This window comes from Vreelandella zhanjiangensis DSM 21076 (genome assembly GCF_000377665.1).
Taxonomy (GTDB): Bacteria; Pseudomonadota; Gammaproteobacteria; order Pseudomonadales; family Halomonadaceae; genus Vreelandella; species Vreelandella zhanjiangensis.
Map to the genome: position 1 here is coordinate 150,117 of NZ_KB898649.1, position 12,246 is coordinate 162,362.

The 12,246-nt window shown below is 54.3% G+C and carries 12 protein-coding genes; 8 read left to right on the forward strand and 4 right to left on the reverse strand.

All coding sequences use genetic code 11. The features are described from left to right. Positions 1–7: 7 nt before the first annotated feature. Genes D467_RS0109690 through mpl form a run of 3 tightly spaced genes read right to left on the reverse strand, consistent with a single transcriptional unit; the run spans position 8 to position 2,666 of the window. Complete coding sequence (locus tag D467_RS0109690) at positions 8–628, reverse strand: LysE family translocator (protein ID WP_018917318.1); 621 nt, start codon at positions 626–628, stop codon at positions 8–10. Further along, on the reverse strand, positions 625–1,284 hold the full coding sequence (locus D467_RS0109695; RefSeq protein WP_018917319.1) for a UbiX family flavin prenyltransferase: 660 nt from the start codon (positions 1,282–1,284) through the stop codon (positions 625–627). The genes D467_RS0109690 and D467_RS0109695 overlap by 4 nt, the downstream gene beginning before the upstream one ends. Then, positions 1,281–2,666, reverse strand: coding sequence for a UDP-N-acetylmuramate:L-alanyl-gamma-D-glutamyl-meso-diaminopimelate ligase (mpl, locus tag D467_RS0109700; RefSeq protein ID WP_026285701.1), 1,386 nt, complete (start codon positions 2,664–2,666; stop codon positions 1,281–1,283). The genes D467_RS0109695 and mpl overlap by 4 nt, the downstream gene beginning before the upstream one ends. Before the next feature lie 271 nt (positions 2,667–2,937). On the opposite strand from mpl, the gene D467_RS0109705 reads away from it, so the two are divergent. After that, positions 2,938–3,327: a glutaredoxin family protein gene (locus tag D467_RS0109705; RefSeq protein WP_018917321.1), complete on the forward strand. Its 390-nt coding sequence runs from the start codon at positions 2,938–2,940 to the stop codon at positions 3,325–3,327. 13 nt (positions 3,328–3,340) lie between these two features. On the opposite strand, the gene D467_RS0109710 is transcribed toward D467_RS0109705, so the two are convergent. Continuing rightward, the gene (locus D467_RS0109710; protein ID WP_018917322.1) at positions 3,341–3,838 is read right to left on the reverse strand and encodes a hypothetical protein; all 498 of its coding nucleotides are present in this window, start codon (positions 3,836–3,838) and stop codon (positions 3,341–3,343) included. A 283-nt stretch (positions 3,839–4,121) separates the two neighbouring features. Here D467_RS0109710 and D467_RS0109715 point away from each other — a divergent pair, with 283 nt between their 5' ends. The 7 genes from D467_RS0109715 to pepQ all read left to right on the forward strand — a co-directional run bounded on the left by D467_RS0109715 (position 4,122) and on the right by pepQ (position 12,202). Next, complete coding sequence (locus D467_RS0109715; protein WP_018917323.1) at positions 4,122–5,693, forward strand: ABC transporter substrate-binding protein; 1,572 nt, start codon at positions 4,122–4,124, stop codon at positions 5,691–5,693. Positions 5,694–5,849: 156 nt separating this feature from the next. Then, positions 5,850–6,899 carry an ABC transporter permease gene (locus tag D467_RS0109720; RefSeq protein ID WP_018917324.1) on the forward strand — a complete coding sequence of 350 codons (1,050 nt, stop codon included), beginning with the start codon at positions 5,850–5,852 and terminating at the stop codon, positions 6,897–6,899. After that, positions 6,896–7,843, forward strand: a complete 948-nt coding sequence (locus D467_RS0109725) for an ABC transporter permease (RefSeq protein ID WP_018917325.1) — start codon at positions 6,896–6,898, stop codon at positions 7,841–7,843. The genes D467_RS0109720 and D467_RS0109725 overlap by 4 nt, the downstream gene beginning before the upstream one ends. A 7-nt stretch (positions 7,844–7,850) precedes the next feature. Beyond that, positions 7,851–8,867: an ABC transporter ATP-binding protein gene (locus D467_RS0109730; protein WP_018917326.1), complete on the forward strand. Its 1,017-nt coding sequence runs from the start codon at positions 7,851–7,853 to the stop codon at positions 8,865–8,867. 17 nt (positions 8,868–8,884) lie between these two features. After that, positions 8,885–9,931, forward strand: a complete 1,047-nt coding sequence (locus D467_RS0109735) for an ABC transporter ATP-binding protein (protein ID WP_155826477.1) — start codon at positions 8,885–8,887, stop codon at positions 9,929–9,931. Positions 9,932–9,977: 46 nt separating this feature from the next. Next, positions 9,978–10,889, forward strand: a complete 912-nt coding sequence (locus D467_RS0109740) for a LysR family transcriptional regulator (RefSeq protein ID WP_018917328.1) — start codon at positions 9,978–9,980, stop codon at positions 10,887–10,889. Between the two features lie 14 nt (positions 10,890–10,903). Next, the gene (gene pepQ, locus D467_RS0109745; RefSeq protein ID WP_018917329.1) at positions 10,904–12,202 is read left to right on the forward strand and encodes a Xaa-Pro dipeptidase; all 1,299 of its coding nucleotides are present in this window, start codon (positions 10,904–10,906) and stop codon (positions 12,200–12,202) included. The last annotated feature ends 44 nt before the right edge of the window (positions 12,203–12,246 follow it).

The window sequence follows — 12,246 nt, forward strand, 5'->3', positions numbered from 1 at the left end:
ATAACGGCTAGCCCAGCGCCAGCCAAACGCCTACGCCAATCATCAACGAGCCGGCAATACGGTTAAGAAGCCGAACATTGCCACTCTTGCCCAACGTTTTACGCAGCGTTTTGCCGCCAGTGGCATAAACCAGCATGCTGGCAAATTCAATTAGCAGGATTACCGTGATAAGCAGGCTAAGCTGGCTGGCAAGCGGGCGACTGCTGTCCAGAAAAGGCGGCAGCAGCACCATAAAGAAAGCCCAGCCTTTGGGGTTAGCCACCGCGGTTACAAACCCCTGCATGGCTAACTGAAGACGACCCGCGGGGGGGCCGGCATTTAACTCATTGGGTATGGCCATCCGCCCACGAGAGCGCCACATCATCACACCCAAATAAGCTAGATAAGCGCCCCCGATCCATTTAAAGGCAATAAAAAGTTCGGGCTGGCGCAGCATCAATGCAGCGACACCCGCTCCCGCAGCGGCTGCGACCAGCCCCACTCCCAAAAGCTCACCAACCATCATCCAAAGCGTGCGCTTAACGCCCTGGGTCATCCCTAACACCATCGCAAGGGTCATACACATGCCGGGCGTCAGTGATACGAATAGAAACGTTGGCACAAATATCGATAGCGTTGCCCAGCTCATTGGTCATCCTTAGCAGTATTGCCTGCGTCAGCATCCAGCTCGCCCCAGCGGGGCATCAAAGTATGTTGAATTCCCAACTGATTAAGAATTCTTGCAACGATAAAATCGACAAGATCATCAATTGATTGCGGACGATGATAGAACCCGGGTGCGGCAGGTAAAATCACCACTCCCAGTCGGCTCAACCCCAGCATATGCTCCAGATGAATGGGCGAAAACGGACTTTCCCGAGGCACCATCACCAGCGTTCGCCGCTCCTTAATCGCCACGTCCGCCGCGCGCTCTATCAGATTGTTGCTGGCTCCGGTTGCCACCGCAGAAAGCGTGCCTGTGGAACAGGGGCAAATAACCATTGCGGATGCCGCGCCGGAGCCTGAGGCTACGGGAGCCATCCAGTCTTCCCGACCAAAACAGCGGATCTGCCCCGGCTGCGCGCCGCTGCGCTCGCTCAATGCCTTGGCCAGCCTATCTGGCTGCGCGGGTAGCGTAATATCGGTTTCTGTCGCGACGACCATATGCGCCGCCTTGGAGATCATGACCCACACTTCATGGCCAGCCTCTACCAGCACGTCAATCAGCCGCAAGCCGTACTGCGCGCCGGATGCACCTGTTAACGCGACGGTCACCGGTTTTTTAAAGCACAAATCTTTACTCACGCCATGGATTCCTTTGCCGCTAGTGCGCTCAATAAACGTTCGTGTACGCCTTCAAAACCACCGTTAGACATGACAACGATACGATCCAGCGGCTCCGCCTGGCTAACCACCGCGCTTACCAATGCATCGATCTCACGGTACAGATGGGCCTTGGCGCCCTGCTCTGCGACCAGTTCGTCCATCGACCAGTCAATCCCCTCCGGCTGATACCAGTAGACTTGGTCGGCATCGGCAATACTCTCTTTTAACCGGTCACGCAGCGCCCCCAGACGCATGGTGTTGGAGCGTGGCTCGATGACCGCCAGCAGGCGCCCCTTGGTCGTGGTGGCTCGCAAGCCTTCCAAGGTGGCGGCGATTGCAGTGGGATGATGGGCAAAGTCGTCAATCACCTGAACGCCTTTCACCTCGCCACGCACTTCCTGGCGCCGCCGCGGGGTCTCAAAGCGTGCCAGAGCCGCACAGGCGCGGGCCAAGTCAACGCCGCACTGGTGGGCGGCAGCCAGCGCACCCAAGGCGTTACGCGCGTTGTGGGCACCGCTTAACGGCCATTCAACAACGCTGTCTTCCTCACCTTTCGGCGTACGGTAAATGACCTGAAAGCGGCTGGCATCGGGGCGTTCCAGGCAGAGCTGCCAGGCACTTTCGTCCTGCTCGCCAAAGTACTCAACCGGTGTCCAGGCGCCCATTTCCAGAACGCGCTTCAGAGCAGGCTGCTTGTCAGCGACCAGGAGGCGGCCTTGGCTTGGCACGGTGCGCACGAGATGATGAAACTGGCGCTCGATAGCCGCCAGGTCTGGGAAAATATCCGCATGATCGAACTCAAGGTTATTGAGAACGGCAATGTCTGGGCAATAGTGAACGAACTTGGAGCGCTTATCGAAGAAAGCCGTATCATACTCATCGGCTTCAACCACAAAGGGGCCTTGAGGGTCGCCCAGGCGCGCCGAAACACCAAAGTTGCGCGGTACGCCGCCTATTAAAAAGCCCGGCGCTTGGCCGGCACTTTCTAGTAGCCAGGCCAATAAACTGGCGGTAGTGGTTTTACCGTGGGTCCCGGCAATGGCAATTACGCGCCGCCCTGGCAAAATATGCTCGGCAAGCCACTGGGCGCCAGAGGTGTAGGGCAAGCCACAGTTAAGCAGCGCCTCTACTTCCGGATTTCCGCGCGATAACGCATTGCCTACGATAACCAAGTCGACAGACGCATCAAGGTGCTCTGCACGATAGCCTTCCATCAGCGTAATGCCTGCCTCAGCCAACTGCGTACTCATGGGCGGATAGACATTTGCATCCGATCCGCTGACCTGGTGGCCCTGCTCACGCGCCAACAGCGCAAGACTACCCATAAAGGTGCCGCAGATACCGATAATGTGAAGATGCATGGCGTGCGCCCCTAACAACGTAATAAACAGCAAACAAATAGCTGAAAAGACTAGCATGCCCGGCTGGAATGCTCATCCATAAGCGTTGGATTTAAACTACAAAACAGGTCGCTCTTACGCTAAGCGCAGGTCATAGATGACCAGCCAAGTGACAAATGCGCTCGATTGCTGCAGGATGCGCCCATTCTTATTGACTGTCATACCTAAGATTGACTGGCATACCTATCGACAAACTCAGGCCATATGGTTAGGGCCTGCAAGGGAGCTTACAATGCGCGTATTAATTCGCTATTTTTTTCGAGGTGTTCGTTTAGTGCTGGCACCGGTAATGATTATCTCGGAAAAACTCACCACGCCGAGCGCCATTGAACGCACCCCTGAGGAGCAGGCACGCGTCGATCAAGCCTGTCAGCGTTTAGCCCTTTATCAATTTCGAACCTGCCCTTTTTGCATCAAGGTGCGCAAAGAAATAGCCCGTCTGGGCCTCAATATCGAACTGCGGGATACCCAGCTAGATCCGACTCACAAGCAGGCGCTGGTTGAAGGTGGCGGCAAAACCAAAGTGCCCTGCTTGAAGATCAGCCATGAAGATGGCCGTGAAGAGTGGCTTTATGAGTCGGATGATATTAATAAGTGGCTACATCAACAGTTCGGTACTTAGAACGCTACTGGGCCTAGAACTCGACCCGATAGGCTTCAACATCGAACTGCACATTGATGTCGATCCCCTCATCCTGGCTTGGCGCTGCATCTAAATCACTCTGTAACGCCATGACGCCCTGTATATGTCCGGTAACGTGAACCTGACTTCCTTGCTGTTCAAAATGCTCCAACGTGACGGTGACACTGCCCCCTTCTGAAGTATAAAGAGGCGGCATGGCGGTGTTGCCGATCAAGTGCACGACCTGGTAGTCGATAAGCTGCTTATCTTCGATACTTAAACTGATCGAGAGCGCTTCATGGGCATTCCAGTTATCAGGTTCGATAAACCCGGAAATCGTCACCTGCTGTTGATCGCCTACTTCTATAAAAGAAGCATTTGAATCCCGACCCTCACTTAAAATAAACCACTCACGCGGCTCGCCTTCAAGCGTTCCTTCAATACTCGCGGCCTGAGCGGTTATCGGAAGTAATCCGGCTAGCAGTAATATGCTCCAACTACATTTTTTCATCACAACCTTCTAACGCCGTGTTGGTGCGCGCATGGAAAATAACCAAACGCTCGTTTATTTTCTAACTAAGACTTTTGTCTAACATTCGTTACGTCATTCACCGCTATAAGCGTAATCATTCAGTAGATGAATAGAGCCTGTCATTATTTCGATTGTGCCAGGTAATAGGCACTCTCTATGTTAGTAGCTTAGCTTACAAGCTGACCGTGTCTGTTTTACTCGCTTTTGAGATTCATTTAGGCGTTAAAGCGAACAATAAAACCATCAAAAAATGGGAACAATTATGACGCTCAAGAAAACGTTACTGGCTTCTATTATCGGTGCTACGGTAGCAGGTGGTGCAATGCTACCCCTGACAGCCAGTGCTGAAACCTTACGCATTGGCTACTCGGCTGACCCCGAAACCCTCGATATTCACGAACAGCTATCGGGCGGTATGCTGCGCTTTTCCCACCTTGCTTTCGACCCTCTCGTACGCTGGACCAAAGACTTTGATTTCGAGCCCCGCCTGGCCACCGAGTGGGAGCAACAAGACGATACGCATATGCGTATGACGCTTCGTGAAGGCGTTACCTTTCATTCAGGTAATGAGTTCACTGCGAAAGACGTGGTGTGGACCATTGAGCGTCTAAAAGAGAGCCCAGACTACAAAGCGATTTTTGAGCCTATCGAAAGCGCTGAAGCCATTGATGATTACACGGTGGAAATTACCACTACCGAGCCTTATCCGTTGATGCTCAACCTGGCGACCTATATTTTCCCGATGGATAGCCAGTTCTACACCGGTGAAGCTGAGGGTGGCGGTGATAAAGCGGAGATTGTTAAAGCCGGCAATTCCTTTGCATCACGTAACGTCTCCGGTACCGGTCCGTTTGTCTTGACCGACCGCCGCCAGGGCGTGCGCGTTGATTTTGAGCGTTTTGAAGATTACTGGGACACGGAAAGTGAAGGCAATGTGTCCAGCATCGTATTAACCCCCATCGCTGAAAACGCTTCACGTGTGGCCGCCCTGCTGTCTGGCGGCGTCGACTTTATCGACGCAGTACCGCCCAATGACCTGGAGCGCGTGCGCGAAGCAAGCGGTGTCGATCTTTTCGAAGTACCGGGTACCCGTATTATCGGTTTCCAGCTTAACGAAGAACAAGTTGAAGCATTTCAGGACGTTCGCGTTCGCCAAGCCGTCGACCTTGCTATCAACCAGGAAGGTATCGCTGACCGCTTGATGCGCGGCTTCGCCACACCGGCCGGCCAGTTCTCACCGGAAGGCTACTCAGGCCATAACCCGGACCTAGTACCGCGTTACGATCTTGAGCGCGCTCAGGAGCTGATGGCGGAAGCGGGCTATGAAGATGGCTTTAGCGTTGACATGATCGCGCCGAACAACCGCTACGTTAATGACGCACAGATTGCCCAGGCTGTCGCCAACATGCTGTCACGCATCAATATCCAGGTGAATCTGCGCACTATGCCGCTGGCCCAATACTGGCCTGAGTATGATACACGTCAGTCTGATATCGCGATGCTGGGTTGGCACTCAGATACCGAAGATACGGCTAACTTCTTCCAATACCTGTCTTTCTGTATCGATGACGAGACGGGTGCGGGTCAATACAACTACGGCAACTACTGCAATGAAGAAATTGATGCTCTAGTTACCGAAGCCGACAGCATTACCGATCTTGAACAACGTAACGAAATGCTGCGCGAAGCCGAAGCCATGCTGTATGAAGATGCTGGTTTCATTATGCTGCATTGGCAGAACCTGGCCTATGCTGCCGCTGAAGGCGTAGACATCGAGCCTGTCGTTAACGCCATCGACTTCCCCTACCTGGGCGATCTCGTGATCAATCGCTAAGTTCGACTAACGCTTTGTAAGTTACCTGCACGGATGCTTCGCTCTCCAGCTATCTGGAGAGCGAAGCGCTTTGTGTGTCAAAACCCGCTGCAAAACGTTAACTAAAACTTGTCTCCACTTTATTCGCTAAACACTATTACATAGGTGGCGTACGCCATGATTGCCTTTTTAATCAAGCGGCTGATGCACGCGGTATTGGTGATGTTCGTCATCAGCGTGCTGGCCTTCGCCATCCAGGATAACCTGGGTGACCCGATACAACAGATGGTTGGACAGTCGGTCCCCGAAAGCGAACGTGAAGCCCTACGCGAGCGCTTAGGCCTTAATGATTCGTTCATGGTGCAGTATGTGCGCTTTGCCAAGAACGCGGTGCAGGGAGACTTTGGCTACTCCTACTTTTACCGCGAACCGGCGCTCAGCGTTATTGCCCGCCACTTGCCAGCAACGCTTGAGCTGGTGTTTGCGGCAACGCTAATTATCGTGATTTTTTCGGTGCCTATTGGGGTATACAGTGCGATTAAACCGCGCTCGATTATTTCGCGGTTTTTCATGGGCGTATCGATCATTGGCATCTCGATTCCGGTATTTTTAACCGCTATCGTGCTCATTCAAATATTTGCCATCGGCATCACCGTTTCGATTTTCCCAGAAAGTACCGGCTGGGGTGCATGGCTTAACGGCTTGTTCTCCACCCAAGGCAACATGCCGTCGTTTGGACGTGGCTACGACTTGGTGCATGTGGTCGGCCATTGGGATACAAACCTCGCTTCCTGGAACGGTTTAAAGCATCTGGTACTGCCCGCCATCTCGCTCGCCTCCATTATGCTGCCGCTGTTCATTCGCTTAATCCGCGCCGAGATGATGGAAGTACTGCAGACTGAATACGTTAAGTATGCCCGCGCAAAGGGTATTTCCATGCGTCGCGTGTATTTTGTCCATGCGCTTAAAAACACCATGCTTCCGGTCATTACCGTAGGCGGCGTGCAAATTGGCACGATGGTGGCGTACACCATCCTGACCGAAACCGTTTTCCAGTGGCCGGGCATGGGTCTTATGTTCCTGGATGCGATCAACCGTGCTGATATCCCTCTCATCGTGTCCTATCTGATGATTGTCGGCGTCATTTTCGTGGTGACAAACACCATCGTGGATTTGATCTACGGCTACGTGAACCCCACCGTAAAACTGACTGGTAAGCCCGCATGACGATGACAACAAAGCCAATCAAAGCACCTAGCCGCTTCCAGCGCTTTAGTGACTCCTTTCTGTGGTACAGCTTTAAGCGCGACCGCACCGCGCAGCTATGCCTTGCCGTGTTTATCTGCCTGGTAGTGGCCGCTTTTGCCGCGCCGCTGATTGCACCGACCGATCCTTATGATTTGCGCCAGATCGATATTCTTGCCTCTGAGCTGCCGCCCTTCTGGATCGATGGCACCGACGAGCGCTATATTCTAGGTACCGATGCTCAGGGACGCGATCTTTGGTCGATCGTTTTATACGGTACGCGCGTGTCGCTTTTAATCGGCTTTGGCGCGGTTATCTTGCAAGCGCTTTTAGGCGTGACCTTTGGCCTGATGGCAGGCTACCTGGGTGGTCGTGTCGATGCATTTTTTATGCGTCTGGCAGATATCCAGCTGTCCTTTTCCACCCTGATGGTCGCTATCGTGGTGGGCGCCGTGGTGAAAGCCACCATGGGCAGCTCTTTTTATAGCCAGTACGCCGTGCTCATGCTGGTGTTGATTATCGGCCTGGCCGAGTGGCCGCAGTACGCCCGCACGGTGCGCGCCTCGGTACTGGCAGAGAAAAATAAAGAGTATGTGGACGCCGCCCGCGTCATGGGGTTGCGCAGCAAACGGATTATGTTCCGCCATGTTTTGCCCAACACGCTTTCCCCGATTTTTGTTATTTCCACCGTACAGATTGCCAACGCAATTATTTCTGAAGCAGCGCTGTCGTTTCTGGGGCTGGGCATGCCGGAGACTCACCCATCGCTTGGCTCGTTAATCAAGGCGGGGTTTGACTACATTCAGTCAGGCTCCTGGTGGATTACGTTAATTCCCGGTGCGGTACTGGTAGTGCTAGTGCTGTCTATCAATCTATTGGGCGACTGGCTGCGCGATGTCATGAACCCACGACTCTATAAAGGCTGAGGACACCATGGCATTACTTGAAGTTTCCCAGTTAGATGTACGCTTTGCCCTGCGTCAGGGCGAGGTCAAGGCAATACGCGATGTAAGCTTTACGCTTGAACGCGGCGAACGCTTGGGCATTGTAGGCGAATCTGGTGCCGGTAAATCGGTGGCCGCCTTTTCGCTGCTTAACCTGATTGCCAAGCCGGGTTTTATCGCGGGTGGCAGTATCACCTTTGAAGGGCAAACGCTTAATACCATGTCGGAGCGCGGGCTACGTAAAATACGTGGCAACCGTATTTCGATGATCTTCCAAGATCCGATGATGACCCTTAATCCGGTGTTGTCGATTGGCGAGCAGATGGTTGAGTGTCTGAAAGCCCACCGCCGTATTTCTTCAAAAGAAGCCCGTGCCATTGCGTTGGATAAGCTGCGCCAAGTGCAAATCCCCTCACCGGAAAAGCGCCTGGACCAGTACCCGCATGAGCTTTCCGGCGGGATGCGCCAGCGTATTATTATCGCCATTGCCCTGCTGCTCGACCCGGATATCATCATTGCCGATGAACCAACCACCGCGCTGGATGTGACCATCCAGGCGGAAATCATGGCGCTGCTCTTGGATCTTTGCGAACAGCACAATGTGGGGCTTATTTTGATTACCCATGACCTGGGTGTGGTAAGCCAGGTTACTCAGCGCATGCTGGTCATGTACGCAGGGCGCGTGATCGAGCAAGGCCCCACGCGCGAGATCATTAACGACCCGCAGCACCCTTACACCCAGGGGCTGATCAATGCCCTGCCCCAGATGGCCACGCCAGGCGAGAAGCTGAATCAGATTCGCGGCAGCATGCCGTCGCTCTCCAACCTGCCCAGCGGCTGCGCCTTTCATCCGCGCTGCGACTTTATCAAGCGCGCCGATGGCCAAACCCGCCCTGTCTGTATTGAGCAGGTACCCGGTTTTGTGCAGGCGGGTAACTGCCAGGCCGCCTGCCATATGGTGGCTGAACTAATGGAAGATCGTCGTTTAAAGGAGGAAAGCCAATGAGCACGCAGGCAAGCGCCATGGCAGCCAACCACATCCCCGCTGAAAACGTCGATACAGCCCAGCCGCTGTTGCAAATTCGTGACCTCAAAAAGCGCTTTTCACTATCAGGTGATTTTCTTGACCAGCTGCGCTTTAAAGGCGGCAAGCTTATTCGTCACCAAGAGCACGTTCACGCCATCAATGGGGTCAACCTTGAGATCAACCGTGGCGAAGCACTCTGCGTGGTAGGTGAATCCGGCTGCGGTAAATCCACCGTTGCCCGCACGGTGATGGGGCTGCTTTCCCCTTCAGAAGGCGAAATTCATTATGACGGCCAGCGAATCGATCATTTAAGCTCGCGTCAGCTGCTGCCGTATCGCAAGCGCATGCAGATGATTTTTCAAAACCCCTACGCCTCGCTTAACCCGCGTATGACCATTCAGCAGACCCTGGAAGAGCCGCTGCGGCTGCATCATCCAAAATGGAATCGGCAGCAGATTGCCGACAAGGTTGAAGAGGTGATGGACTCGGTGGGCATCAACCCCGACTGGGGCAAGCGGTTTGGTCACGAGTTCTCCGGCGGCCAGCGCCAGCGCATTGCCATTGCCCGTGCGCTGGCGGTGGATCCTGAGTTTATCGTCGCCGACGAGCCCATTTCGGCCTTGGATGTGTCAATTCAGGCGCAGGTGTTGAATCTCTTGATGGAAGCCCAACACGCGCGCAATTTAACCTACCTGTTCATTACCCACGATTTGGCCGTTGTTGAGCATTTTGGTACACGCGTCGCGGTCATGTACTTGGGTACGGTGTGCGAAGTAGCCACCACCGCGACCCTATTTGCCAAACCCCGTCATCCCTATACCCAGGCACTGCTCTCCTCGATTCCACGCCTAGAGGATGATCGGCCGCAGCATATTCGCCTCAAGGGCGAAGTGCCGACCCCGGTCAACCTACCCAGCGGCTGTGTGTTTCATGGCCGGTGCCCGTATGCCAATGCGCGCTGCATCCAGGAAATTCCCCAGTTGCAAATGCAGGATGACGGTACGCGTGTTGCGTGTCACGCTGTTGAGGAAGGCCGCCTATGATTAGGTATTCATTGGCCAAGCAAGTCATCTCACTGCGGGGTATCGCATGGAAATTCGCTGGCTAGAAGACTTTATTGCCCTGGCCAGAACACGGCATTTTTCGCGCGCAGCCGACGACCAACATGTCACCCAGCCCACCTTCTCTCGGCGCATTAAGCTGCTGGAAGAAGAAATGGGCGTTACGCTGATCAATCGTCAGACGTTACCGCTTTCGTTAACACCCGCTGGCGAGGAGTTTCTTACGCTCTGCGAGCAGGTAACGGAACGGGTACGCTTGACGCGTGATCGCCTGCGGGAAATTAATGCCGGCCAGCAGCGACGCATCATGGTGGCGGCCCCGCAGAGCCTGCTGGGCCATTTCCTGCCGGAATGGCTCGCCTCAACCGGCTGGCAGGATCGGGTACAGCCTTACTTGCGAGCCACCGGCTGGGTCGCCAACGATTATTTTCAAGCCTTGGCACGCGCGGAGTGCGATCTGGCCATTTGTTACTGGCCCGTGGGGCGCTGCGATCTGGAAATCGATACTAGCGCCAGCACTTACAAGGTCATCGGTCATGAACGACTGATACCGGTTACCGGGCTAAGTCCGCAAGGCGATCCCAGTGCGGCATTGCCGGGAACACGCGCTCATCCCTCGCCCTGGCTCGCCTATCCAAAGCGAGGCCTGCTCGGCTCTGCGATAAAGGCTCACTTGGCCAGATTGCCACACAGCACCTACCTGAATGCGCAAAGCGAAAACCTATACGCAGCCGGTATTAAAGAGCTTGTACTGCTTGGGTACGGCATGAGCTGGCTTCCCGAGCGCAGCGTCGCGAAAGAGCTTACCCAGGGCACCCTGGTAAGAGCAGGCGATAGCCGCTGGGACGTACCCATGGAGCTGCGCTTGTACCGCCATCAACTTCAGCGCCACGCCGAATTGGATAAATTCTGGAGCGAACTCGCCCCTTCACGTAGTTAACAGGATACGCTTGCATGTCAACGACGCTTTTCAACCTGCAGCTTGAACATATCGCCCATTTGCAACGCGCATATGAACGGGTGCTAACTAAATCCGGCTTTGACTGCTTGGCGATTTATAGCGGTCACGCTAACAACCATTTTGCTGACGATCATGCCGCCTCTTTTCAGACCTATGGCCATTTTATGCACTGGGTGGGGCTTGCGGATATTCAGCACAGCTGGTTGGTCATTGCGCCGAATACGCGCCCTCAGCTCTATCTTTATGCGCCGGATGATTTTTGGCATCTACCCACTCAACTTCCTGAAGAGCCTTGGGTGTCTGCGCTGGATGTACATTTATGCAGCACTAAAACCGCCCCATCCCTTACTGGCCAAGCCGTCGCGATCGGTGATATTGAAAGCGTGAGTGACGATATCAAGCAAGCGCTGAATGCGAACGAGGCGCCTAATGCGGTTGTCCAGGCACTTGATGAGCTGCGTATGTTCAAAACGCCTTATGAAGTAGCCTGCCTGCGGGAAGCCAACCGGCTGGCTATTGCTGGCCATCAAGCGGCGCAAACCGCATTTATTGGTGCCTCGGGAGAGCTTGATATTCAACTGGCATACCTTGCCGCCAGCCGACAGCGCGAATCAAACGTTCCCTATCAAAATATTATTGGCTTGAATAACCATGCCGGCGTCCTGCATTACCAACACTATGACTTAACGCCTCCTAAGCAGCGTTTTAGCCTACTGGTGGATGCCGGGCGGCGCTTTCGAGGTTACTGCGCGGATATTACGCGTACTTATGCTGGACCCGATGCGCCCGCCGTTTTTAGCGAGCTGGTGAAAGCCCTGCACCGTCTGAAAGATGAAATGGTCGAGAGCATCGCGCCCAACGTTGATTACGTTGGACTGCATAAGCAGATGCATCACTCCCTGGGAAACATTCTGGTCGCCCACGATCTTTTTAAAGGCAGCGCCCAGCAAGCCGTTGAAGAAGGCGTTACGCGTGCTTTCTGTCCTCATGGGCTAGGTCATTCGCTGGGTCTCCAGGTTCATGACGTTGCAGGCTTGCGCCATCCAGACGGCACCCCTGCTCCTGCGCCCACTGAGCATCCTGCGCTGCGTTTAACACGCACGCTCAAGCCTGGCATGGTCGTGACTATCGAACCGGGGCTCTATTTTATACCCATGCTCTTGAAACCGTTGCGTGATAAAGCGTTGCCCATTAACTGGACGCTGGTTGATCAGCTGCTGCCTTGTGGTGGGATCCGTATTGAAGATAACGTGCTGGTCACCGAATCCAGCTTCGAGAACCTGACGCCTTGAGCCTCCCAGACTCGAAGGGGTCGTCCCTCTGACGCTGACGATTT